General features: G+C 47.1%; 22 protein-coding genes and 1 pseudogene. All 23 read right to left on the bottom strand.

From position 1 onward, the window contains the following. Positions 1-2: 2 nt before the first annotated feature. Complete coding sequence (gene csm3 / locus VSQ32_00115) at positions 3-662, bottom strand: type III-A CRISPR-associated RAMP protein Csm3 (GenBank protein MEH2941302.1); 660 nt, start codon at positions 660-662, stop codon at positions 3-5. Between the two features lie 11 nt (positions 663-673). Then, positions 674-1,069 carry a type III-A CRISPR-associated protein Csm2 gene (gene csm2 / locus VSQ32_00110; protein MEH2941301.1) on the bottom strand — a complete coding sequence of 132 codons (396 nt, stop codon included), beginning with the start codon at positions 1,067-1,069 and terminating at the stop codon, positions 674-676. Then, positions 1,066-3,432: a type III-A CRISPR-associated protein Cas10/Csm1 gene (cas10, locus tag VSQ32_00105; protein ID MEH2941300.1), complete on the bottom strand. Its 2,367-nt coding sequence runs from the start codon at positions 3,430-3,432 to the stop codon at positions 1,066-1,068. Before cas10 ends, csm2 begins: the two co-directional genes overlap by 4 nt. Continuing rightward, positions 3,429-4,181: a CRISPR-associated endoribonuclease Cas6 gene (gene cas6 / locus VSQ32_00100; protein ID MEH2941299.1), complete on the bottom strand. Its 753-nt coding sequence runs from the start codon at positions 4,179-4,181 to the stop codon at positions 3,429-3,431. The genes cas10 and cas6 overlap by 4 nt, the downstream gene beginning before the upstream one ends. A 447-nt stretch (positions 4,182-4,628) precedes the next feature. Beyond that, positions 4,629-4,793, bottom strand: coding sequence for a helix-turn-helix transcriptional regulator (locus tag VSQ32_00095; GenBank protein MEH2941298.1), 165 nt, complete (start codon positions 4,791-4,793; stop codon positions 4,629-4,631). A 67-nt stretch (positions 4,794-4,860) separates the two neighbouring features. Beyond that, positions 4,861-5,118: a hypothetical protein gene (locus VSQ32_00090; protein ID MEH2941297.1), complete on the bottom strand. Its 258-nt coding sequence runs from the start codon at positions 5,116-5,118 to the stop codon at positions 4,861-4,863. 388 nt (positions 5,119-5,506) lie between these two features. Next, the gene (locus tag VSQ32_00085; protein ID MEH2941296.1) at positions 5,507-6,076 is read right to left on the bottom strand and encodes a sigma-70 family RNA polymerase sigma factor; all 570 of its coding nucleotides are present in this window, start codon (positions 6,074-6,076) and stop codon (positions 5,507-5,509) included. Between the two features lie 163 nt (positions 6,077-6,239). Further along, positions 6,240-7,172: a cysteine synthase A gene (gene cysK, locus VSQ32_00080; protein ID MEH2941295.1), complete on the bottom strand. Its 933-nt coding sequence runs from the start codon at positions 7,170-7,172 to the stop codon at positions 6,240-6,242. Between the two features lie 21 nt (positions 7,173-7,193). Then, on the bottom strand, positions 7,194-8,507 hold the full coding sequence (locus tag VSQ32_00075; protein MEH2941294.1) for an O-acetylhomoserine aminocarboxypropyltransferase/cysteine synthase family protein: 1,314 nt from the start codon (positions 8,505-8,507) through the stop codon (positions 7,194-7,196). Positions 8,508-8,615: 108 nt separating this feature from the next. After that, positions 8,616-9,440, bottom strand: a pseudogene (locus tag VSQ32_00070) (ATP-binding protein). A gap of 77 nt (positions 9,441-9,517) precedes the next feature. Then, entirely contained in the window at positions 9,518-10,780 is a 1,263-nt protein-coding gene (locus tag VSQ32_00065; GenBank protein ID MEH2941293.1) for a DNA methyltransferase, read from the bottom strand. Then, positions 10,759-12,072 carry a DNA methyltransferase gene (locus tag VSQ32_00060; protein MEH2941292.1) on the bottom strand — a complete coding sequence of 438 codons (1,314 nt, stop codon included), beginning with the start codon at positions 12,070-12,072 and terminating at the stop codon, positions 10,759-10,761. The genes VSQ32_00065 and VSQ32_00060 overlap by 22 nt, the downstream gene beginning before the upstream one ends. A gap of 93 nt (positions 12,073-12,165) precedes the next feature. Further along, positions 12,166-14,715 (bottom strand): response regulator, encoded by a 2,550-nt coding sequence (locus tag VSQ32_00055; protein MEH2941291.1) that lies wholly within the window; start codon positions 14,713-14,715, stop codon positions 12,166-12,168. Between the two features lie 24 nt (positions 14,716-14,739). Continuing rightward, on the bottom strand, positions 14,740-15,765 hold the full coding sequence (locus tag VSQ32_00050) for a response regulator (GenBank protein ID MEH2941290.1): 1,026 nt from the start codon (positions 15,763-15,765) through the stop codon (positions 14,740-14,742). Between the two features lie 47 nt (positions 15,766-15,812). Then, on the bottom strand, positions 15,813-16,163 hold the full coding sequence (locus VSQ32_00045; protein ID MEH2941289.1) for an Hpt domain-containing protein: 351 nt from the start codon (positions 16,161-16,163) through the stop codon (positions 15,813-15,815). A gap of 289 nt (positions 16,164-16,452) precedes the next feature. Next, positions 16,453-16,938 carry a hypothetical protein gene (locus VSQ32_00040; GenBank protein MEH2941288.1) on the bottom strand — a complete coding sequence of 162 codons (486 nt, stop codon included), beginning with the start codon at positions 16,936-16,938 and terminating at the stop codon, positions 16,453-16,455. Positions 16,939-16,993: 55 nt separating this feature from the next. Continuing rightward, a complete protein-coding gene (locus VSQ32_00035; GenBank protein ID MEH2941287.1) occupies positions 16,994-18,043 on the bottom strand; it encodes a GHKL domain-containing protein in 1,050 nt (349 codons plus the stop codon). Between the two features lie 19 nt (positions 18,044-18,062). Continuing rightward, the gene (locus tag VSQ32_00030) at positions 18,063-18,599 is read right to left on the bottom strand and encodes a LytTR family DNA-binding domain-containing protein (protein MEH2941286.1); all 537 of its coding nucleotides are present in this window, start codon (positions 18,597-18,599) and stop codon (positions 18,063-18,065) included. Between the two features lie 284 nt (positions 18,600-18,883). After that, a complete protein-coding gene (locus VSQ32_00025; GenBank protein MEH2941285.1) occupies positions 18,884-19,618 on the bottom strand; it encodes a FlxA-like family protein in 735 nt (244 codons plus the stop codon). Between the two features lie 179 nt (positions 19,619-19,797). Continuing rightward, positions 19,798-21,396, bottom strand: coding sequence for a M56 family metallopeptidase (locus VSQ32_00020; GenBank protein MEH2941284.1), 1,599 nt, complete (start codon positions 21,394-21,396; stop codon positions 19,798-19,800). Positions 21,397-21,445: 49 nt separating this feature from the next. Further along, complete coding sequence (locus tag VSQ32_00015; protein ID MEH2941283.1) at positions 21,446-21,805, bottom strand: BlaI/MecI/CopY family transcriptional regulator; 360 nt, start codon at positions 21,803-21,805, stop codon at positions 21,446-21,448. Positions 21,806-21,909: 104 nt separating this feature from the next. Beyond that, positions 21,910-24,936 carry an AAA domain-containing protein gene (locus tag VSQ32_00010; protein MEH2941282.1) on the bottom strand — a complete coding sequence of 1,009 codons (3,027 nt, stop codon included), beginning with the start codon at positions 24,934-24,936 and terminating at the stop codon, positions 21,910-21,912. 55 nt (positions 24,937-24,991) lie between these two features. Continuing rightward, a complete protein-coding gene (locus VSQ32_00005; protein MEH2941281.1) occupies positions 24,992-25,672 on the bottom strand; it encodes a dihydrofolate reductase family protein in 681 nt (226 codons plus the stop codon). Between the last annotated feature and the right edge of the window lie 111 nt (positions 25,673-25,783).

The raw sequence follows: 25,783 nt of genomic DNA, 5'->3' as shown, positions 1-25,783 counted from the left end.
CCCTACACATCCTTCAACAGCGTATTGCATTGACTCATAATATCTTCCGGTATTTCCCCAATCACCGGGTCTGCCGCCAGACCATGAAATTTTACTTTCCCATATCCTCTGGATCCATTGCCGCCCAGATAATCATACTGCAGCAATCTGAATCCTTCTGCCAGCACTTCAAAATCTTCCAGTATTTCCCCTTCTTCTGCCGCTTCGTAGATAACGTCCAATGCAAACTCAGACCCCCGTACCACCCGCTCAATCTGTCTGGGATTGGCAACTGCGGTAATCCGGTCGATACTGTTCTCAAATTTCACTTCCGTAAGACTCTGCAGGCCCTGTTCCCGCAATTCTTTTTCATTGGCCAGCATCATATCAGAGATAAGAATCCGGCTTCTTTTCACCTGCCCTTTTTTTGCAGAACCAAATAATCTTGTGAGCCGTTCACAGTCATCATCCGGTTTCCCGGCGATTCCATCATTATACACCTTTGCCAGCAGCGTGCGCATTTTCCCCTTCAGGGAGCTTCCCGGTATCATGGGACGGTTGCTGCCTGTATCCTTTATCACCGGTGAGTCTACCGCCCCAATAGCTGCGAATGCAGAAGAACCTCCGATATGCATTCCCGTTACCACTTCAATATTTCCTGTAATCTGTATCTTCCCGTACATAACTGTCCTCCCTAATTATCCTTCCCGCCGTGATATCTGTGATAAGCCACCAGAGCTTCCATATACCTGCCAAACAGCAGATAGTTTTTCCTGCTGCCCTGGATTTCACTGATATATTTCAGTATATCCGTATTCTCCACAAATTCCTTTACCACGGGCTCTCTTCCTGCTTCATACAGCACGCGCACCTTCAGGTAATCAATCCGGCCGCACAGCTCGTCGCTGAGTGTTTCCTCTTTCCAGCTCAGGACCTCATTGCCGATATCCGCTGTCATGGACAGAAGATTCCTGATTTTTGAAGTAGTTACCATAGGCTTTTTTCTTTTTGTCTTTTCGTTTATTCTGTTTTTATGAAGCAAAATGGCAGCTTCTGCCTTCTCCACATAATTTTTCTCCGTGATAGTCATACTTCCTCCTTCTCCCGTATCTTATATGCATACAGATTAATGGCTGTCCTTAGCTGTCTGCAGTCTTTTTCCTGTTTCACCCACTGATACATTTTTCGGGAAAATTCCCGATAACGGGCTTTTTCTTCCGGTTCTGCCTGTTCTCCCGGCTCCATCCTTGCCAGGAGATACGCAAATCTTGCCAGATTTATTTTATCTTCCTGTCTGCGGGCCAGTTCCAGCAAATGATAGAGGAAATTTTTGCCCCGTCCTTCCGTATTCCGGAAAAATCCTGCAATCGTCCGGTATTTTTCCTCAATGACTTCCTGCAAAAAAACTTCCCAGGAATAAGTACCGTTGCTGATTTTAAAGACCTCTCCTGTCTCCCCATCCGTTTCCTCATGGATTTCTCCGTCCGGTAAAAAAGTAAGTGCATTTTTTCCAGGCAGCATTTTTGCTTCGTCCTCCAGCTTTGCCGTCTCCCTGGCGCTCACATGAATGGGAAATCCGGGCTGATACAGACCAATTCCCGCCGACAGAGACAGAGTCCCTTCCGTATATTTCTCAAATTCCTGCCGGATGTCAACGGCCAGCTCCAGAATGTCATCCCAGGCGCCGGCCAGAAAAAGGTCGTCCCCGCCGGAATATACCACTGCGGCTTTCCGTTCCTTTTTTCCCTTTCCATCCAGGGAGTACCTGGGCTGTTGTAATATGATATTGATATGGTGCCTGAAAAACAGTGATAACTGTCTGGATAAGGTTGCTGTTCTGGACAGCGTCACATACCGGTTCCCATATGTTTCACTTTCAAATCCTGACACAAATGTCCTGCCCAGGTTGTCCACATCCGCCCGAAGTATCCCAATCCGCTCTATCCCCTCTGCCTGAGCGGCCAGTTCTCCAAAAGTTTCCCCGGTGGTATAATTTCCTACCCATATTTTTGTGGCAATATGCTTTCCGGTAAACATCTTATTCTTGCCGTATGCCCGGACATACCCTGTATCCTCCGTCATACGCTTCCGAAGGCTTTCCCCGTGCTCTGCTGTCAGCCAGACGCCAAAGGGCAACGGAAGCCCCTGCTTTTCCGGCGTTCTGGTAACAGAAAAGAAATCCGTATACAGAATATCTTTTGACATGTGAAGTATGGAGGCGCAAATCTGGCAGATGCCATCCTCGGTCAGATGATCCACCCTTTTGCATACCCTGCATTCCCGCGTGTAATCTGCAGTTCGTTTTCCATTCAGCCTGCGGATTTGTTCTGCGCTGTACCGTGCCGATTTTTTCCTGGATATCTCGTTAGTGACCCCTCGAAAAAGCTCCCCATAAGAACCTGCAGGCTCATCCCGCAGCGTGCTCCCGCTGCACTCCTTCCAGCCTGCGGCCACATACAGGGCAATATCAAACTGTTCTAACAGCCACGCATTCAGTTCCTGCTCAAATTTACAAAGAGCCTCTCTGGTTTTTTCCGTATTCGCCAGGAGCAGATAACAATGGCCTCCTCCCGTATAAATCAGATTGGCTCTGGATAATTCCAGCCGCTCCAGGAGGGTATCCGTGATATGCTCCATCATGAATTCCAGATAAAAAGACCTGGCTCTCAAATTTCTCAGAGCGCCTTCACTATGTATGGTATAGATAAATTTCTGAATTCCGGAAACATCCATGGAAAACAGAAGAAACACATTTTCTTTCTGAACATCCCTGCCATGCACCAACAGGGCGGTTCTGTAATCTTCCGTCTGTTTTTCCTGCAGATAGTCGAATATACAGGAGCTTATGGCCGCTGTCAGTTTCAGATGGTCGTAAAGGGAAATATCCGCCCGTTCATCTTTCGCTGTGGAAGAAGGAATCAGACTGAGGTTTCCTTCCAGGATTTCCAGCAGAGAATTGATATATTCTGCTTCCCATCGTATACCGCGAAAATTTTCCGTAAGTTTCTGCTTTATGGTCAGATAAAAATGTTCATCATACAGTTCTGCCTGTTCTGTTGGACAGTTGATATCCTCTTCCATATTTGCCGTCTGGGAATAATACATCTTCCTGTCATTTCCGTTCAAAATATTAAACACTGATTCCAGCGCCGTATTCCGGACAAAACCCTGTTCCCCGCTGTCATTCTTTCTTCGGTCGGCGGAAGCTGCAATATTATCTGCCAGATACGTGATATAGGCAAAAGATTTTTTATCAATCCGGGCGTCCTTAAGCTCCGCGCCGTGATGATACCGGACAGATTCCAGTACCTCTTTCTCCTCCAGATGTGCTTCATCCTTTAAAAACTCATACCCGCTGACACTGTGCTTTCTCCCGTCTCCCTGCCGGTATATTACTTTTCCGATATCGTGGAGCAGGCCGCCCACAATTAACTGCACTTTCTCCCTGGTCATCTTTTTCTCCCTTCTGTGATCCTGATGGCTCCCATCCCCATGGCTGTTTTTATTCCGATTCCCGCATATTCTCCAAAGTGAAACAGCAGATTCAGAAAATTCACCATGGCCTGAGGGCCATTGATTCTTATTTTTATCTGCCCCATAAATGCCGGAATCCGTTTTCCATGCACGGAATAGCTGCAGCTGTGAAGCTGGTACTGCACAATTCTGCTGTATTTCAGAAGCTGTTCCAGAACTTCCTCACTCTCCACCGTCTCATCTTCAGAAGCCGCATCATATTTTTTCATCAGGCTCTGATAAATCAACTGCAATGTGGGCATACGGACATATTCCTCCTGGCTCTTAAAGGCAGTGGGCGTCTGAAAAGCCACCTGGATATACCGGTCCGAATCCTGAAAATAATAATTGTCCATAAATTCGCTTTTTCCAATTTTCAGAAGCTGTTTCTGAACCACAGACACCTTCCAGTCGTCATCCTCCATATAAAAGCCTGTAAACCCATCACTTTCCAGCGGCAGAATCAGTTCCTGATATGCTTCCCGGTTCGTGGTGCAGACAGTCCAGATATTTCGTCCATTCTGACTGATTACCCGCTGGCTGTAAGGATGAAGCCCCGGCTCATGGAGCTTTGCGGCATACTCTGCTTCCACCTGCTCCATCAGAATGCCCTGCAGTATGACCGCCTTCTGATATGGTATAAAATCATTGTTTTCTGTTTTCAGTTCCATCTGTAAACTTGCCAGCATAATCATCCTTCTCCTGAACCGCAGTTATTATTTCCTGCCTGCCATGATTCTGCAGGCAGGCTTTCTCCATTATTCTGTACATTATACCATTAATTTCCATATTTTTGCATAATTTTTCTGTGTCAGAGCATAAGCAGTATGCTGAACGTATCGTGTTTAAGTACAGTTGCGAAGCAATATTTTCCTCCTGTGCGAATATCCTAGTTTCATTGGACTTCCAGGTGTCAGTGGCACCTGACTGGCAACGACCGGAAGGTCGTGTAGAAAACCCTGCGCATCCCGCCCGGAGGGTTTTATCTTACAGGAAGACACTTTTACGCTTTAGCATGGCAAGTTCTTTCCCGCCAATCTTTTGTATAATTCTTGATTGATATATTTATTGTCGCCTTTGTGAATCTGAATAGAAAACATGGAGCGTTTTGATGTGTATTTTCTGAAATATTCCTCTCATTCATTTTCGTTCTTTTTGTATATGGCAATGTCACGTAATTCACAATCTGATATCCCGCATAATGTGTTCAGCGTACGTGTAGATACATTTTCATTTTTTCTCAGACGGAATAATTGTCCGGCTGAAAAACTGTATTTACTGATTAGCTGGTATTGCGAAATATTAAATCACTATACCCATAATGAAACAGGGCAGAGTATCCATTCCACGTTGTATGGCTTTTTATGATTAATTATCATTTTTCATACCCCCAAAATCAGAAATGATACCACAATCAACAAATGAAAAATTCCCAATCGAAAATTTCTTATTCGCAATTTTTTCAGCAAGCTGTCTGCTTTCAATAAATTCATCGGTCACGATTACAAAAAATTGTTTGTCCGACTGATTGACAAGATAAAATTCTTTTTGTGTAAGTCCTGCGCTTTTCCGTGCGAATTTTAATTTTTCGCCTAATGTAATTCCTGTTTCATCATGTTTTACCATTTTATAATCCTCCGAAAATTAAGTCAGCTTTTGCTGCCTCCTTAATTATAATTTCCACAATACTTCATTACAGGAAACGCTCATTTTCATAAAGGCAACGCTCCGTAGCATTGCTGTTTTATAGCTTATGGTTAATCATACTTTCCTGCCTGCACTTCGGGCAGTAAAGCAGTCCAGATAAGATGTGGCGAGCATAGTTGCCATATCAGGAACATATATCCACATTTCGAGATGAAACAGACAGGCATTTTCCTGGCTGATACCTGAATTCCTCTGTATCAGTTCAGTCAACGGTTTGAATTCTGGCATCTTTAAAAATTTTACATTTTTATAATCATAAAAGAAAGAAAAAACATGCTGCCCCAGGCACACATGCTTTCTCTTTCTCTCAAATCCGGACGCCTTCTCTCTCGTCCCAGAGCCCCCGCTCTTTCAGGACGCCCTGCAGTTTCTTTCTGGCACGCATGGAAATATGCCTGACGTTATCCGGCGTCGTATCCATCTCCTCTGCAATTTCCTGCACGCTCAGCTCATGGTAATACTGCAGAGTCAGCACTTCTCCATAAGGAGATTTCAGCCCTTTCAGCAGACCGGTTACCAGTTCCTGCAATTCTGTTTCCTCCAGAATGGTATCCGGGCCCTTTTCCAGAATCTCTCCCGTCTCCCATTCTTCCAGCCCGCTGCATTCCTGTATCTGTCTCTTTCGGTACAGATTAAAGCACCGATGTCTGACCGTGGTCATAATATAATCCCGAACCTTATAGGACTCGCTGTCCATAATCTTGTTCAGGTGGTCAGTCAGAATCAGAAATGTCTCGTGAACCATATCCTCCGCATCCGCTTCGTTTTTCAGAATTGCACGGGCAATGCAGAACATCTCCTGCCTGTACTCCTGATAAATAAACTGAAAGAATTCCCGTTCCTCGTCTGTGTCCAGCAGCAGTAAATACCGGAACATATCACCCCTCCATTACTTTTCTGCAACAGTTCGGGGCTTCACCTGAACCGCCGCATTTTTCTTTTGTAACCTCTCCGGCAGCAGAATGCCGGAGACGTACTGATATTATACCGCAAAAAAACATGAACAGGGCGAACATTTGAGAAACGCGAATCGAAATTTCCTAATCCACAAACAATGGTGTGGAATAATACCGGTCTCCGCTGTCCGGCAGCAACGCCACAATGGTTTTTCCTTCCTGTTCCGGACGTTTTGCCAGCTCCAGAGCCGCGTGCAGCGCGGCCCCGGAAGAAATCCCCACCAGGACTCCTTCTGTCCTGGCAATCTCTTTTGCCGCTGCAAAAGCATCCTCATTTTCCACCGGAATCACTTCGTCATACACCTCTGTATTCAGCGTAGCCGGCACAAATCCTGCGCCGATTCCCTGAATTTTATGAGGGCCTCCTGTCCCCTGGGACAGTACCGGAGAGGAAGCGGGCTCCACTGCCACTATCTGAATCTGCGGATTCTGTGATTTCAGGTATTCTCCCACCCCGGTAATGGTGCCGCCGGTTCCAACCCCTGCCACAAAAATATCCACCTTTCCATCGGTATCTGCCCAGATTTCCGGCCCGGTAGTTTTTCTGTGGATTTCCGGATTTGCCGGATTTTCAAACTGTCCGGGAAGAAAGCTGCCCGGAATTTCCTCTGCCAGTTCTTCCGCCCTGGCAATGGCCCCCTTCATGCCTTCTGCGCCCTCTGTGAGCACCAGTTCCGCCCCGTAAGCCTTTAAAATATTTCTGCGCTCCACGCTCATGGTTTCCGGCATGGTGAGAATCAACCGGTACCCTTTGGCGGCTGCAATGGCTGCAAGGCCGATTCCTGTATTTCCGGAGGTAGGTTCAATGATTACGGAACCTTCTTTCAGCTTACCCGCAGCTTCCGCATCCTCAATCATGGCTCTGGCAATACGGTCCTTTACACTGCCCGCCGGATTAAAATATTCCAGTTTCACCAGGAGCTTTGCTTTCAGTCCATGGCTTTTCTCCAGGTTAGCCGCCTCCACAAGAGGGGTGTTTCCAATCAGATTCAGAGTTCCCTGATAAATATTTGACATGTTCTTGTTTCCTTTCATAAATTATTTGCTGTTTACAGCCTGAAACGCCTGTTCCAGATCTTCAATAATATCGTCAATATGCTCGGTGCCCACAGACAGGCGGATGGTATTTCTGCAGATTCCCTGTTCTTTTAATTCCTGGTCATTCAACTGGGAATGGGTGGTGGAAGCAGGATGGATGGCAAGGGATTTCACGTCCGCCACATTTGCCAGCAGGGAAAACAGTTCCAGATTGTCAATAAAATCTTTGGCTGTCCGGTCATCCCCTTTGATTTCAAAAGTAAAAATGGAACCACCTCCGTGCGGGAAGTATTTCCGGTACAGGTCCTGCTGCCCTGCGTCTTCGGAAAGGGAAGGATGATGTACCTGTTCCACCTGAGGATGGCCGCTCAGGTATTCCACCACCTTCAATGCATTTTCCACATGGCGCTCCACCCGCAGAGACAATGTTTCCAGCCCCTGCAGAAACAGAAATGCATGAAACGGAGAAAGAGTGGCCCCGGTGTCTCTGAGCAGAATGGCCCGGATTTTTGTAACAAAGGCCGCCGGTCCCGCCGCCTGTGCGAAAACTACTCCGTGATAACTCTCATTGGGCTCTGTCAGACCAGGAAATTTCCCGGAAGCCTCCCAGTCGAATTTACCGCTGTCCACAATAACGCCGCCGATGACCGTTCCGTGTCCGCCGATAAATTTCGTAGCGGAATGCACCACAATGTCCGCACCGTATTCTATGGGCCGCACCAGATACGGTGTCGCAAAGGTGTTATCCACCACCAGCGGAATTCTGTGCTCGTGGGCAACTTCTGCGATGGCCTGAATATCGCTTACATCCGAGAGGGGATTTCCCAGCGTTTCGATAAATACGGCTCTGGTATTTTCCTGTATGGCTTCTGCAAAATGTTCCGGGCGGGAAGGCTCCACAAAAGTTGTGGTAATTCCATATTCCGGCAGCGTATGTGCCAGCAGGTTATAGCTTCCTCCGTATATATTGTTGGCCGCTACTATGTGTTCCCCGCTTTTCGCCAGATTCTGAATGGTATAAGTAACTGCCGCTGCCCCGGAAGACACGGCCAATGCCCCAACTCCTCCTTCCAGAGCGGCAATCCGCTGTTCGAAAATATCCTGCGTGGGATTGGTAAGCCTTCCGTAAATATTTCCCGCATCTTTCAGGCCGAACCGGGCCGCCGCATGATCGGAGTTGTGAAATACATAAGAAGATGTGGCATAAATTGGAACTGCCCGCGCGTCCGTAACCGGATCCGGCTGCTCCTGTCCCACATGAAGCTGCAGCGTTTCAAATTTTAACTTCCTGTCCGTGTATGGTATTCTGCTCATATCTTTCTCCTTTTCCTCTATTTCCTATGTGTTTAGTAGGTTATTGGTTTACAGATACTATACACTCTTTTTTCCGATAAGTCAACCGGAAATTTTCCAAATCCCTTCTTATCTGTCATAGCTTTCCAGAAAATGATGTTTTACGCCCTGTTCCTTGTAAGCAATCACAGTGCTCAGATTCACATTTTCCACACTCCGGAAAATATTGGCTTCCACAAAAGGATTTGTCTGTTTTAATTCCTGTATCAGCCTCTTGACTTCTTTCCGTTTGGAAACAGATTCCCGGTCCGGCCCCTCAAAAGCACAGTTCTCCGTAAACCGGCAGGCGCACTGAAGAAATTTCAGACCGTTATAATCCCGCCAGCGCCGGATGGCGTCTTCCCGGATATAATACATGGGGCGGATTAACTCCATTCCCGGAAAATTCGTACTGTGCAGCTTGGGCATCATGGTCTGTATCTGTCCGCCGTAGAGCATTCCCATCAGAATTGTCTCGATGACATCATCGTAATGATGGCCCAGTGCAATTTTATTGCAGCCCAGCTCCCTGGCCTGATGATAGAGGTGTCCTCTGCGCATTCTTGCACAGAGATAACAGGGAGATTTCTCAATTCCATACACAGCTTCAAAGATATCTGATTCAAACACCGTAAGGGGCACCCCCATCCGCGCCCCGTTCGCCTCAATCATGTTCCGGTTCGCCTCCAGATACCCTGGGTCCATCACGAGAAATTTCAAATCAAATGACACTTTCCGGTGTTTCTGCAGTTCCTGAAACAATTTGGCCATCAGCATGGAATCCTTTCCGCCGGAAATACAGACTGCGATGTTATCTCCTTCCTGTATCAGCTTATAATCCCTGACTGCTCTCGCAAAAGGAGAAAACAGCTCTTTGTGAAATTTTTTCCGAATACTCTTTTCCATATGTTCTGCTTCCGTATTCCGCTCCATCCTTCACACGCTCCATCCTCAGACATATTTTATTCTTATATATATTTTTATACACATTTTTATACACGCTCCAGCACCAGAACATAATCCCTGCCAATCTTTCCGCCCATCCCTTTTCTTGGAATTCTGATATAGGGATTCTGTATGACATAGCTGAACCGGCTCCAGGTACGGTAACCTGCTGTACAGGCAATTTCCTCCAGTACCCGCCAGCTTTCCACCGTAACTTTCCGGATGGTACTGTTGCCAATCACAATCATATAACGGCCTCCCGGCTCCATCTGGCTGCGGACTGCTTTCAGGTTTGTTTCCATATCCTCAAAAAATTTTTTTACAATTAAAGCACGTTTCCGGTCCTGCACCGCGATTTTACCGTAATATTCTTTTAAAAGACTGCTTTTTTCAAGTATATCCAGTCTTTGGTCTTCCTCTTTCGCGTTAATTTTTTCCGTTCCCACATACTGCTTTTTCTTTTCCCGGAGAGAATCTTCCGTCAGTGTACCCAGCCACAGATTTTCCAGACGCATGGTTCTTCCGTAATCGAAGGCATTGATATAGGGGGGAGATGTGACAGCCAGACCAATCCCCCCCGGAACGGAAAAATCCAGAGCGTCCCCCGCAAGAATCCTGGTAGTCCCCAGATGTTCCACTGCTGACAGTTCCGCAACCATCTGCCGATACCTGCGGAATACGGAGGTAAATTCCCGTTCCACCGGCGGCGGTATTTTTTTTACCTTATTGGAGACATAGGGTTTGGGAGATGTATCATCCGCATTGGAAACTTTTTTTATAATGGAGACCATGCACAGATGGAAAAAGTCTCTCACCGCCTGTTCGGTAATTGTTTCCGTACAGATGCGCATCCGGCCAAGTTCCGCAATTACCTCCGGAGAAAACCAGTGTTCCAGATTATCAATTTCCGGCCGGTAACACATTCCGTTCCCCCTGAAAGTTCTGTCCAGAATCCGCTGAAATTCTTCATCCAGCAGCTTCATCTGTTCTTTGTTCAGCGGAGTGGTCTTAACTTTGATAATCAGTTTCGCAATGTCGTCTATCTCTGTGCCGCAGGCATGGAAACCCCGGAGATTTGCCTCCAGCAGCGTTGTCCCGCTTCCGGAAAAAGGGTCAAACACAATGTCTTCCTCCCTCCGGGCGCAGGTGCGGATTCCCCATCCCGGAAGTTCCGGTATGAATTTACAGGGATACTTAAACATGCCATGGGTGTATGAGTTGGGATTGGGCTGCTGAATCACATATGTGGCCCCCTGCAGGATTTCATCAGGCAGCGTCTCCACTTCCACTATTTGTTCTTTCTCAGACATACCACACTCTCCCTTAAATATTTTCCCGTTTCTTTCGTCTTTTCATACTGCTGGGAACTGGTGATAATATAGCGGTCCACCTCTATTTTATCCACATCAAATCCAATCCTTTCTCCGTACTCCGCCAGTATCAGGTCTGCCGGAAATACCACGCCGCCATAGGCGGAATTTCCCACCACAATACAGCAGAACCCCTCTTTTTCCAGAACACGGTAGCTCTCTCTTAAAACCTGAAACATATCCCGGTAATACAGGCCCAGCATTCTGGGAATTTTTTTGTCCCACAGCTTCCGGTCCTCTAATTCTTTCAGCAGTTCTTCCAGAATCTGGCTTTCCGGCTCCGGTTCGGAACTCAGATCTCCATTCAGATGAGAATGGAGGGACTGATTTCTAAGCTGTTTCAGATCTCCGTAGTCCGACACAAACTTTCCAAACCACAATTCCAGCTTATAGATTTCCGTGTAATCAAAACAGTTGGCGTAGGGCGGGGAAAATATGATTCCCTCCACGCTGTCTTCCTCCAGATAGCGGTTCATATTCAGACAGGAATCCTGATACAGCCGGATATTTCCCGGCTGACGGTATTCCTGCAAATCCGTGTATATCTTCCGATATTCTTCCAGCAGCATGTTATGGGCGTCCTCCGGCGTCACCACTCTGGGTTTCACATATTTCTTTATTTTCAGTCCGTTCCCGGCCTTTCTGTAATTGGACAGGGGCTCCAGACAGGACAGCCAGCCCAGCTTCAGCAGATTCCGCACTTTTTCTGTCAGATGGGGGGCAGATTCTATTAATACTCCGGCCCTCATAAAATATGCTTCCACCTGCTTATCAAACACTTTATGGCTGATGGAAAGTCCGGGCAGCACATAGTCCGTTCCCGGCTCCGCCGCCTGCTCCAGAATCTCCTCAGACGCTTCCCGAAACTGTTCCTGTTCTTCCCCGGAACAGGGTTCCAGCTTACATCGGGACAGAAAACAGGAAAAGGGATTCACTTCAAATCCGACTCCCTCATATCCCATGTGCTCTGCCGCCAGCAGCGTACTTCCGCTTCCGGAAAAAGGGTCCAGGATTACACCCTTCTTATGTACGGAATATTCCTGAATCAGCTGTTCCACCATTTCTGTGGAAAATCCTTCTTTATAGCGGTACCACCGCTGAAAGGGTTTATCCAGATCATCGGAATAATTCAGCAGACTTGTATAAGTGGCATTGGAGCTTTCCGGGTAAATCATGTGGTACCGTTTTTCCAAATCCATGTATTTATAATGCTTTGTGGTCAGATCTTCCATCTGTTTCCTCCCGTCTGCACGCTGTCCGGCATATTTGATTCCGGACTTCAAAACAGGGCTGCCCGATACGGCAGCCCCGTCTTTCTTCCTGTTTTATTCATCCTGTTCCAGGTATTTCTGTAAGGTACGCATACATTCTTTCAAATCAATGGGTTTGGCAATATGAGCATCCATCCCCACCTCCAGACAGTGCTGGGCGTCATCGGAAAATGCATCTGCCGTCATGGCGATAATGGGCAAACCGTTGTCAGACCGTTCCAGCTTACGGATTGCCACCGTCGCATCATAACCGTTCATCACCGGCATACGGATATCCATGAGGATTGCATCATAAAAGCCGATTTCTGACGCTTCAAATTTCTCAAGGCATTCTCTGCCGTTGATTGCCCGCTCCAGAATCAGGCCCACGGAACCGAGAATCTCACTGATAAACTCCCAGTTTACATCAATGTCTTCCGCCAGAAGAATATGCTTTCCTTCAAAGTCGATTTCTTCTTCCTCATCTTCCTCGCAGGTAATGCCCTCCATATATTTCCGCAGATACAGGTACAAGGTGGACTTAAACAGAGGTTTGGAAATAAATCCTTCAATTTCAGATTCTTCCACTTCTTCCAGTTCGTTCCAGTCATAGGCGGAAATCAGGAATGCAGGCACTTTCTTGCCCTGAGTCACATTCCGCATTTCGCGGATTACCTCAATTCCGTTCATATGGGGCATTTTCCAGTCTACCAGAACAAAATCGTAGTCATTGTTCTGAAGATGCCGGTCTTCAATCATGCGGATTGCCTGCCGGCCATCCAGCGACCACTCCGTATGTACCCCCAGTTCCTGCAGATTTGCCACGGCGCTGGTACATAACTGCTCGTTGTCATCCACCACCAGCACATCCCAGTGGGGAAGCATCATATCCTTCTCATCTATATCAGATTTCTTCAAATCCAGTGCAATATGGAATCTGCTTCCTTTGTCCTGTTCACTCTTCAGTTCAATGGTACCGTCCATAAGATCCACAATGGCCTTTGTAATGGACATTCCAAGACCGGTTCCCATAATCTTTGCCACCTGGTCAGAATTTTCCCGCTCAAAGCTGTCAAAAATCTTCTTCTGGAATTCTTCTGACATTCCGATTCCCGTATCTTCCACAATAAAATGGGTGCGCACATACTCTTCTCCCTGGGGAGAATCCTCCTGGTAGAGATGTACGTCAATCCGTCCTTCTTCCGGTGTAAATTTGGTAGCGTTGGATAGCAGGTTCAGAAGCACCTGGTTTAAACGCACCGAATCACAGAATACATTTTCTGTCTGTATGGACTGGATAAAGATATCAAAATACTGATTTCTGGCTTTCACCTGAGGCTGCATGATATTCACAATATCATCCATCGCCTCCCGCAGAGACATCTGATTCATATTCAGCGTCATCTTGCCGCTCTCGATTTTGGACATATCCAGAACATCGTTAATCAGTCCCAGCAAATGCTTGCTTGACAGCTTCACTTTGCCCAGACAGTCTACCACACGCTCCGGGTCTTTAATATTTTTCAATGCGATTTCCGTCATTCCGATAATGGCGTTCATGGGCGTTCTTATATCATGGCTCATGCTGGAAAGGAACTCGCTTTTTGCCTTATCTGACTGAACTGCTTTCTTTCTGGCCTCATTCAAATCTTCCATCTGCCGGATGGAAAACCGGAAATATTTGATAAACATCACGGACATGGCAACCAGAATCATCACGGAAGAAGCAATCATAATAATCAGACGCTGTACATCCAGACTGCTGATAGGCGTATCCATGGCTTCACTGTTCATAACCGTAACCAGATACCAGTCCAGATTTTCCGCAAGGGGCGTACAGTATGTATATCGCTTTTCTCCATTGATGGAAACCAGCCTGGAATAGGCCTCTCCGTTTTCAATGGCCTCCTGAAGTTCCTTTATATATTCCTCCGCTCCTCCTTTATGATTATCCCGCACTTCCGATATGATACGGTCAAAATAACTTTCCCGGTATGCATTTCCGCTCCGGATTACAAAGTTTCCTTTAGAATCAATAATGTGAGAGTAAATCAGCGTTTCGTCTGAATCCAGAAACAGCGCTTCTTTCAGATAATCCATGGGAGCGCCCGCCAGAAGGGCAACGCTTCTGCCGCCGTCTTCCATGGGATATTCCGCCTGTTTTTCCAGAATCAGCATCCGCTCCCCCCTGTGGTTAATTCCCATTGCCACAATACTGCCGTCATTTTTCAGAGACTCCAGAAGCCCTTCATCCTGAAAGACGTCCAGCTCATCTCCGTAAATATTTTCTATGGTACCGTCTTCCCCATACAGAGCCAGAAAATCAAAATTCCTTACTTCTCCGCCCAGGGCAAGTTCTTCCAGCAGTTCTTCTCCGTAAACAGCCGATTCCGGCGGCGTACGCTTTACAATGCCTTCAATCTGTTCCAGCCGCAAACCGATTACCGTGCTGAATTTCTGCTGAATCTGTGTATTCATTTCGGACATATAAATCTCACTGATTTCATCAATGGTACTCTCTGTCCGCTTCCCCATAATCAGCACCAGCCCGATAAATACAATGACACATATACTAATTACGCTGATAAAGCTGTTTCTCAAAAATCTCTTAATATTTGTTTCCATATATTCCTCCACACCACACACATTCTAATTCACTGCGTTATAGTATCTGTCAATCTCTCTCTTACACTTTACCAGCAGTCCCGGAAGTTCCGGTCTGACCGCGCCCGTATCACGTACCAGTGCTCCCCGTACAAATTCAAACTGCATATTGTTGTGCTCGCGATAGCGGTAGAACATACTGTCAAACTCATCGGCCAGCCTGCATAGCTGGGTAAAAACCGTATTATGATTTCCCATAATTCTATGGGGAAATCCGTTTCCGTCATACCGCTCATGATGATGAGCGCACATGTCTCCGCATATATGTACAAAATATTCACAATGTCTGGAATAATTCAGGTGGATAATACTGGAACCGGCTCCTGTATGGCCGTATATATCGTTACTCATTTCATCCTGTTTTGATGATTTGAATTTAAAATTATTAGGAAGCAGCATATTGCCGATATCGCAGAAAAATGCTGCTTTGCTTACCAGTTTTACATAGACCTGATCTGTTTCGTCCAAATCGTTATAATACCCGTTCAGCAGGATTTCCAGCAAATCTGCCATGCGCTCATAATGGCCGCAGTCCTGTCCGAAATTTTTCAGAAATCTCCGGTATATACTTTCCAGATCTGCAATGTACTTCTCTGTCTCCTGAATATCTTCTTCCGAAAGGCTGTTTCTGCCCAGCATTCCCAGTCTGGTTTCCAGCCGCCAGAGCACTTCTTCCCGGTCATAGGGCTTTCGGATAAAACCGGAAATATGGTACCGGGCGGCGTTGGCTACATTTTCTCTGGTAGCTTCCGCAGTAATGAGAAAAACCGGAATATTGTTCACTCTGTTTTCTTCCAGCCGTTTCAATACGCCAAATCCATCCATTACCGGCATGGATACATCCAAAAGAATCGCGTCCAGGCTGTTCCCGTTTTTCAGAATCTTCTCAACCCCCACAGAACCGTTCTCAGCCTCCAGGGTGGAAAATTCTTCACTCAAAATCGTCTTCAGCACTTCGCGATCTACTTCCGAATCATCAATGATTAATATTTTCTTATACTCTTTTGTCATTTTACCAGCCCGTTATTACTTATTTTACCAGTCCGCTATTACTTACTTTACAGAGAACTTTCTATGACATTTAAGATTTTTTCCTGAACAGGCAGTATATTCACAAGAACCTCTCTTGCTTCCTCCGGCTGGCCGCTCCGCAGCAGGTTCACAATTTCGGTATATGCATCATATAACGGGGTAACGGAAAGATTACCGGCTGCTCCCTTAATGGCATGAGCCTTCTCCGTAATATCATCATAAGCCTCATTATCATAATCAGGCTCAAAAGAATATGTCTTCATCATTTTCAGAAATGTACCCAGCATTTTCTTATAAATGGCGGCGTTTCCTCCCAGACGTTTTACGCCCTCATCCACGCTTACTCCCAGTTCTCTCAATTCATCCAGTAAATTCATTAAAACAACTCCTTTTTCCCGATGCTTCCGCAAATAGCTTCATTATATCTTATAATTCACAGTTTATCGACCTGTATTTCAGGCAACACAATGTCTGCCCACATTATATCACAGTTCTTTTTTTCCCGCAACTGATTTCCATACCTTTCAAAAAGGGCTGCTGCAAAACACAGCCGGTATACAATATATGCATAAGACCAAAGAGTCTGAATGCCATATTCTGTATACAACGCCTGTTTTGCAGCAGCCTCCTGAATGAAATCCGGATATTTTGCCTGCAGCGTATTTTTTAAATGGAAATATGGATGAATCCTTCCGCAGGTTCTGCCGGACTGGCGGTTCCCGTCTGATGATACAGCAGGGGGTTCTGCGGCGGCTCCGGTTTCTCCTGTGGAATTTCCGGACGGGAACAGTTAAGGCTTTCTGACAGTTTCTTTCCCTCCTCGCTTACTTCCAGCGTGTCTGTCTGAGGAATTTTACTGCTTTCTGTCTGTTCCTCCAGCTCCCGGTGTTCCTCTCTCCGTCTCTCGATGGTCTCTTCCAGTTCCAGCTTTTTCCGTTCTTCCGCTTCTACGGCTTCCTCTTTCATGCCTTCTTCCGCTTTCTCCTGATACGCTCTGGTTTTTCCGGCAAAATCTGAAGCATATTCCATAGCCCGTTCCATGGTACCCATATCGCCTCTTCTTCTGGCTTCTTTGAATACTCTCACAGGCACTTTCAAAAGATTATAGTTTGTGCTGGCTCCCGCCAGGCCTTCCATGGTTTTTACATGCATAGCCTTCCTCCTTTTCTGTCTTTACCTTTCTTCTCGTCCGAAGCTGTTTCAGGTATTAGCTTTCTGTATCAAAAGGCTTCTCAGATGTCATGTAAGATTCCGGCAGAGGCAGCAGCACGGAAACGGTAAATACCGAATATCCCGGCTCCGTTCTCACGGTTCCGTTATATTTTCCGGCAGCTTCCCTCATATTAGACAGCCCTGTTCCATCTGCTTTCTTTCCTGTTTTACCGTCTTTGGCCGCACCTTTCACAGGCTCCGGATTTATGCTGTTTCTGGCTTCCAGCAGGAAAAAAGAATTCCGGACGCCGGACTGTATGGTAATAAATTTCTGATACAGCAAAGCGTCCACCACTTTATTTCCTGTGGCTTCCTCACTTTTACAGAAAGCTCCGGCTTCTGCCATCCGTTCCAGATAATCTTTCATTTTCTCCCATTCCCGGTGTTCCAGGAGCCCCTGGAGGCCGGTCACATGATTTTTCATATCATGCCTGAGACGCTCCATCTGCCGATACTGTTCCTCCATCATTTTATAAACCGCCACCTGGGACCGGTACTGCTCCCCGCGTTTCTGTTCCCTGTAAATTCTGTCCATGCCGAACATATAACCTCCTCCGGCACACATACAAAGCAGAGCCAGCGCCAGATTGGCCCCATGGCTGAAAAGCTGATTATAAGAAAGGTTCCATCTGTCCGCTCCGCGGAACATAATTCCCTTTGTAGCGCCCCAGGTTACAATATCCGTCAGGACAGTCAGAAACATCAGCGGAACCGCCAGCATAACATACCAGTTTTTGCTCTTTTTCTCCAGAACGGATGATAGCAGCGGCCGAAGCAGATACAGCAGTACCGCCGCCGTGGCCAGTTCAGAAACTACTGCCACAGCTTCTTCTTTTCCGCTGTAAATTACAATCCCTTCTCCCCTTATTCCACGGCGCAAAATCAGTATGGCAATGGAAAAGCAGGAGCCGCCCACCGTGCCTGCCAGTTTCAGCACCCCGTTTGAAATCACCGCTGCCAGCAGTTTTTTTGACGTTTCTCCGGGAAACATCAAAAGATGCAGACTCAGAAAGCATACCCGCCCCACCAGAACATATTCAGACATACAGACCACCCTTCCCGGCTCATAAAATACCTCCGTTTTCTTTCATATATTCCAGCAGTACCTGACAGAAAGCCTCGTACCTTCTTTTGGCAATTATAATTTTCCCGTCGTCATCCAGCGTAGCTTCCTGCCGGTTATATCCTCTGACCCGGCCCAGATTTACCAGATAGCTTTTATGGCACCGGAAAAACCCTTTTCCCTGTAACTGCTGCTCCAGCGCCCCTATCTGTTCATAAAAACAGAAGACTTCTTCGGACTGATGGGCATATATCATCCTCCCTCTGATTTCAAAATAGCAGATATCTGCCAGAAACACTTTCTTTTTCTGCCGTTCGCTGGTAATGACCAGAAACTCCCGCGGCTGTCTCCGGATTTTCTCTATGGCCTGTTTCAGAACTTTCCGAAGCCGCCAGTCTTCCACCGGTTTTACCAGATACCAGAAGGGCTCCGGCATAATAATATCCAGAAATATAATGTCAAACTGCTCTGAAGTCTGAAGCAGTTCCTTCCCGCTGATAAACCGGCACACTTCACAGAGCACATTCCATTCTTCCAATATTTTTTTATTCTTCCTGTCATCTGGCTGCAGGCCAGGATTTCATCATCACATACCGCTATGGACAGCATGGGGCACCTGCCTTTCTTTTTCCTGGTTTTCCTGGTTTTCCTGGTATTACTATCGGCAGAAATATGGGCAAACATTCTGCCGATGTCATAAACGGGCCTGTTTTATGCTATAAATGAAAGATTCTCCCACTCATTTTCATGTGCACAGGCTGTAAATGCAAAGGAACACCCCTGTTCCGGAGTGTCCCCTTGCATTTACAGTCAGATATCATATTACAGATAAATGTCAATGGAAGTCTTTTTCTGTTCTTCTTTTTTCTGTTCTTCTTTTTTCTGCCCGTCAGTTCTTTCGGTTTCCTCTTCTTCTGCCTTCTTATCTTCAGGCTTTTCTGCTGTTTTGCCGGAAGCCTGAGCGTTCCGTATGGCCTTGTCTGCCTCTCCCAGTGTGTCCATCTGCGCAGACGCCGCATGTTCTGCCCGCTGCTCCAGCTCCGCAAGTTCTTTCTTTTTGGCTGTCACATCACCGCGTCCCGCATCCTGTCTGATTTCCGTTTTCAAAATGGCGGCCCGGTTTTCCATTTCTTTCGCCGCACTGCCCTGTGCCTGGGCCAGATTCAGGGCTGCATCTGCGGAAATCATGGTTTCCATGCCTGCCTGAGCCAGCTCGGACTGCTTCCCTTTTCCTGCGGATGTCCGCCTGTTTCTACCCAACATATCCTCCATGGATGTTCCCTTTTCCTGATTTTTCGCTCCGCTGGCAGCTTCTCTGCGCTGTTCTGCCTGGTGTTGCTTTAACTGGTTCTGCAAATCATGAATTTCCTGCATGATTTCCTGACGCTTTTTCCGTTTTGTTTCCATATCCAGTTCCTGATTAGAAGAAAGATTCTGAAGTTCTTTCTGCTTATCCACAATCTTTTTCTGAATATTTTTACTTACGGAATCTGCCTGCTGCAGTCCCGCCTGCCCCGGCCGGGGCATTGTTCCGTTGTTCATTCCGCTGATTCTCATAGGCTAACCTCCTGTCTGTTCATCCGAAATCCTTTTCGCATTTCTGCTGCTTCTATTCAAATCACAGATATCCTGAACATACCCTGTGATTCGTATCACATTTCGGAAGGAGGCAGGCCTGCGGTGAGCAAAATGTTTTTAATCGCCGGTTTTCTGTTGTGAACAGGAGAATGACTGCTTCACAGCTCCAGCCCCGTATCTTCCACCGACTTCTGCATTTCCTCTCTGGTTATTTCCTCAAAAGAAATTATGTTATTTTTTGTGTCACGCTTCACCAGCAGGTATGCTCTCTCCTCTTTCGGAATACCCTCGCATCCGTCACAGAAAATAAAGTTTCTGGCGTCATACAGGACTGCAATCTGTTTTCCCTTATATTTTCCTTCTTCTGTCACACCGTACTTACTGTATTCCTCTGGAAAATTAATACAGGTAATTCCGTCTGTTTCCAGTGCCTCTCCTGACGCATCATATGAGCCCTCTGCCTGGGCCTCTTCCAGATTGATAAATCCGCTTTTCTCCTGCTCTTCGTATATCTGCTCATAAGTAACGCTTTCTTCCGAGTGCAGACTGCCGTCCACATAAGGCACATGAGGTACCGGAATCCGAACAGTCAGCCTGTCATTTTCTTCCTCCTGTTCCCCATATACTGCCTCATGCTCCATCGTGCCCTGTTCTTCTGCATATGCTTCTTCCGTACTTTCTCCGGATGCGGAAGTGGCAAATAAGACAGCGATAAAAACCACCAGCACTGCCGCTCCCGTTACTTCTGCCAGACTGAATCTTTTCTTTTTCATAATCGCAACAATCCTTTCTTCCATTGCATTTCTGCCAAAGGGCAGATTTCTGTGAGATGAAAATCTTCCGAAACCATTCCCCCAGGATACAAAATTACTTTTCCGCTCTGCCAGACTAATCAGAGAAAGGGCGTAAGCCTTCCCGGATTCCTGTCCGAAATACTGAAGCACCCGTTCGTCACAGACCAGTTCCATATCCCGGCCGGCCAGTACATACATCACCCATACCAGCGGATTCCACCAGTGCACGCACACCGTAAGGAGGAGCAGCAGTTTTCTGACCACATCGAATCTTCGGATATGCACCAGTTCATGGGTAAGCACCATCTCCATCTGCCTGGAATCTTCCCATTCCATTCCTTTGGGAAGCAAAATCACAGGACGCAGCACACCGTAAGTCATGGGTGTTGCAATCAGACTGGTCTGGCGCACCTGAACCCGGCGTTTCACCGGAAAGGCGCTGATAAATTCCCGGACAGCCCTGTCTTTTGCCGGCAGTGCGGTACGAAATTCCCGGCAGCATTTCAGATACGTAAACATGTAATATCCTGCTGTCACCAATACTCCGGAAAGATAAATGAATTGCCCCGGAGAAAGAGGAAGCGGGAACTCACCGGCCTGCTTCCCGGAATCCGGAGACATCATTCCATTCTCCCTGCCGGTTCCCGCCGAACTCTGCGTTTCGGATTCTGCATTTCCTGCATGGGAATTTCCTTTTGAATTCTCACTGCTGTCCCATTCCGTATCTGCCCACCGAAACATTTCCGGCTGTTGCGGCAGATTTAATTCCATTCCCCAATGTTCCATCAGTGTCCAGACATTATAAGGCGCCGCCACGGAAACAGGAACCATCAGGCGCAGAAAAGCCAGCGTCCACAACATCAGAAACGTCCTTCCCGGCAGCCTGCTGCGAAGCAGTCTGCGCACCGGAAGAATCACCAGAATCAATATGCCACCTGCAATGCTCATTTCCCACAAACTCATCCTCTGTCACCTCGCTCCGGTTCTTCCGTCATCTTCATCCGCTGTCACCTCATTCCAGTTCTTCCACTATCTGTTTCAGTCTGCAAATCTGCTCCGGCGATAACTGGTTCCTGCTCAGAAGGGCCGCAAACAGCTTGTCGGCAGAGCCATCGTACACCCTGTTAATCAGCTCCTGTGTTTCCGCTTCCTGGACTTCCTCTTTGGGAATCAGGGCCCGGCACATGAAATTCGGCTCGCAGCGCTCAATGGCCCTTTTCTTTATACATCTTTTGATTAAGGTATAGGTGGTATTTTTGTTCCAGCCCACTTCTTCCTTTAACACATCGGAGATGTATTTGGCAGTGCTGTCTCCTTCCCGCCATAACACATCCATCACCTTCAGCTCGGAATCAAATAACTTTATGTCCATCGCAAATCCTCCCAAACTACTGCAGTAGTCTATATGTTCATACTACTACAGTAGTCTCTCCTTGTCAACCCTGAATTACTGTTGCGGAATTAACTGTTACGGAATTAACTGTTGCGGAAGAAGTTCATGAGAATTTCCTTAATATGGTTGTACCGTCTGGCATAGGTATTCTCCACCCGGATTACCTGCAAATCAAACCTTCGGCAAAGCTCCTGTTTCTTTTCTTCCCGCCGCTTTTTCACTTCCTCTTCCAGATGTTCCCGCCCCTCCAGCTCAATGGCCAGCACCGGTACTTCCCGTTCTCTCTGCTGCTCATACACCACAAAATCAAACCGGTCAGAATAAAACAGAGCCGCCCCCTGCTCCGGCAGCACCTCTGAAACAGCCACTTCCCGCTGTACCTGAAAACGGTTCTGGGTCAGCCAGATATTTTCCAGCGCATGATTCAGATTTTTCAGAAATGCCTCCTCTGTGGCTGAGCTGAAAGGCTTTACGCCAAGGGCTCTGGAATTTGCCTGCTTTCCGGTTACCTGGGATTTCCCGTTTTTCCTGGTATACTGTATCAGCTCATATAAATCGTCTTCTCCGTCCTGCTGGTGCAGCCGCTCCAGATTTTTCAGGTCTGACAGTACAATCAGCCTGTCTTTTGCTCTGGAGGTGGCCACATTAATCAGCTCTTTGTTATTCTTCAGCCACTCGTAAGTACCTGCCTGGGTCTGAGAGGTAATGGCAGTAGAAAACAGCACAATATCTTTTTCATCTCCCTGAAAAGCATGGACAGTACCGCAGTCCACATTGGACAGGCCGGCTTTCTTAAGGCCTTCTTCCAGCAGTTTTTTCTGGTTCACAAAAGGCGTAATCACCCCTATGGTTTTGTCCCTGTTTCCGGCCGCATATTTTATGATTTCCTCCGCTTCCCCAGGGGCGGTATTTTTCCCGCTGCTCTGGCTGTCTCTCACATCCAGATACAGCAAAGGCTCCTGTTCGGAACTTTCCGTTTTAATGCAGAGCTTTTCATTATAATATTTTTTATTGTTAAATCCGATGATTTTCTCGTGACAGCGGTAGTGGTAGTGGAGCAGAATCTCATCGCTGACCGCGTCACAGGCCAGAAAGGTTTTGTAAATGGAATTTTTCCGATAGTCGTATTCCTCCGGAACGTTATATTTTTTCCTGAGCTTCTGGTTGACCATTTCTTCCAGCTGAATCACCGGATTAAGCTGCTGCGGGTCCCCTACCATCATCAGGCTGCTGCCCCGGAGAACGGGCACCAGTGAAACGGCGGTATTGCACTGGCTGGCCTCGTCCATAATCACCATGTCGAACATGGGCGCCGGCTCCCCCAGTTTGTGGGCGGAAATACAGGTGGTGGCCACTACGGGAAATATTTCCTGCAGCTTTCTGATATTTTCTTTCCTGCTCAGATATCTGGAAAAATCCTCCAGACGTGTCTTTTTATTTTCATTGAATACAATTTCTTTCAAGTCCTTATGCCTGGGCAAATCCAGTTTCCGGATATATCCGGCGGAAGTGTAGTACAGATATTTTTTCAGGTCTTCCACATTGTCGTCCAGCAGTGAAAATGCTTCTTCTTCGGTAATACTCCCTGTTTTTTCCATTCTGCGCCTTACCTGCTCCATCTGCCTGCCCTGCAAATCCGCCTGGAAAGGCAGCATCTGCACAGACAGGCTGCCTCCTTCTTCGTATTCCAGTACCCGGCTGATGGTTTCTCTCCGTTCTTCCAAATCCAGCAGTTCTTCATACCTGCGCAGCAAATCGGAAAGTTTTCTGGCCCGCTCAATTCTGTCCTCCCGGTTCCTGTCCAGCGTGGAAGCAAATATTTTAACAGAAACGGTCTGCTCATACACTGCCCGGATATGCTCCAGCGCTTCCTGCATTTTCTCGCTGTTTCCCAGACGCAGCACCGGAAAGGGAATGGTTTTGTCCTGGTATTTCATGGAAAGGAGTTTTTCCACCACACCGTTGATGGGGTGATTGTTATAGGACACAAACAGCACGGTTTTTTCATTAAAAAAGGCAGTGACAATGGTATTGATAATGGTGCTGGTCTTTCCGGTTCCCGGCGGCCCCTGGATATAGGCAACAGGATATTTCATGGCGTTGTTGATGGCCAGAAGCTGGTCCAGATTCACCTTCTGCTCCGCAAGCACCACCGGATATGCTTTTCTGCGGCGGGGCCTGCGCACCATTTCTCCGAAAAAGGCCTGAATGGGCGCTGTCACTTCCTGTTTCTGATACATGTCTGTAACGGCCTCATATTCTCTGTGCAAATCCAGGATAATATCCATGCCAAGGCCAATCAGATAAGGCATATCGTCCACACCCAATGCCTGCCCTCTGTGATTTGTAATGCATTCTTTAATCTGTTCCTGATTCTTCTCAAACTCTTTTAACAGCTCATATTCATCCCCGTCCAGAAATTTCCGTACACTCTCCTTCACCCCGTCCAGCGTATATTCCGTGCAGATGACAATCTCATCGTCAGGCCGCAGAATTCTCTGTCTGACATCCAGCTGCAATTTCCGGTAAGCCAGTACATACAGCCCCCTGGGCGTATGGATGCTGAGGACGTTCATGGCAAGCTGCCGGATTTTCAGCCTGCCTTCCCGGTTTCGCTGCTCGTCGGTTTTATACTGGAACTGCTGCACAATCATACGGAACTGTTCTTCGTTCAGCAGGTATGCTTCACCCTGAAAGCTCTCCCGGTCCAGATACCGTACCAGTTCAAAATCAGAATAATAAGGAACCGTGTCCATGCGGTTGCACTGCTCCAGATAATTCAGTATTTTCAGGTTCACCGTATGGTCAAACAGCCCTTTATATTTGCGGGGATTTTCTTCCATATCCCGCACCAGCTTCTCATTTACGGGACAGTAAGAGCCCTCCACGATGGAGGAAGACAGAATGGAATCAATATAGATTCGTTCAAAGGTCTCGGTGGTATACCTGCAAAGGTGCAGCCCTTCCACTTTCAATGTGCGCTTCGCCGGATTCAGGTCATAAATCCCAATCCAGTACCTTGAAATCTGTTCTTCTTTGTTGCGGTATTCAATGCTCATCCATTTGCCCTCGTGGATGGCTCTGAAAATATCACGGTAAATACTGTTCATCCTGTGCGCTCCCTGTATGATTCCTCCCATGCTTCTGCCACAAATCCGGCCTTTTTTACCGAACCACCTTATATTTTAACCGCAGATAAGAATGCTTTAGCGTCTCACAGCCTGTCAGTTCCAGGATTCCCAGACGGTCCAGTTCCTCCTGTCCGGTCAGGGATTTTCCATCAATCAGCGAGGAGGTGTCCTGTCCGCCCACAAGCACCGGCGCCACCACAATATCCACATAATCCAGCAGCTTTTCCCGCAGAAACATTCCGTTCAGAGTTCCTCCCGTCTGCAGGGTAATCCTCTCGCAGCCGTAATTTTCCCGAAGCTGTTCCAGCACCCCATTCAAATCCAGTGTTTCCTGAAATATAATACTGAGGTTTTCCTCTTTGCTTTCAAAAGCCGGATGACGGGGATTGGTGGTAACCAGCACAAATTTCTGAGACCGCCCGCAAAAATAGCGGATACCATGTTCATTCAGATGATGATTATCTATAATTACGAAAGAAACCGGCGTTTTGGGAGGAACGGGTTTCTCATTGACTCCCATTTTGGCCTGTACCCGCCCGGAATTCAACGCCCACAAATCCGTAGTCTGCTCAATTTCATAATACTGCCCAAGGCCTTCCCGGACTCCGTCTATCTTCGGCAAATCCTGGTCAAAATCAAGGGTATCATTCGCCCCTGTGCTTATTCTGCCGTCTACGGACATCAACATGAATAAAGTGGTTACCGGTCTGTTCATTTTGAAACCTCTCTTTCTGAATTATCTCTTAATTATTTCTGAATACCATTATACGTTCCCATGCAGCGCGGGTCAATCAAAATTCCTGTTGCCCCTCTACCTGCGTAAGGG

Source organism: Lachnospiraceae bacterium JLR.KK002, assembly GCA_036941025.1.
Lineage (GTDB): Bacteria > Bacillota > Clostridia > Lachnospirales > Lachnospiraceae > Petralouisia.
Note: the sequence above shows the minus strand (reverse complement) of the source record. Positions and strands in the feature narration are given on the sequence as shown.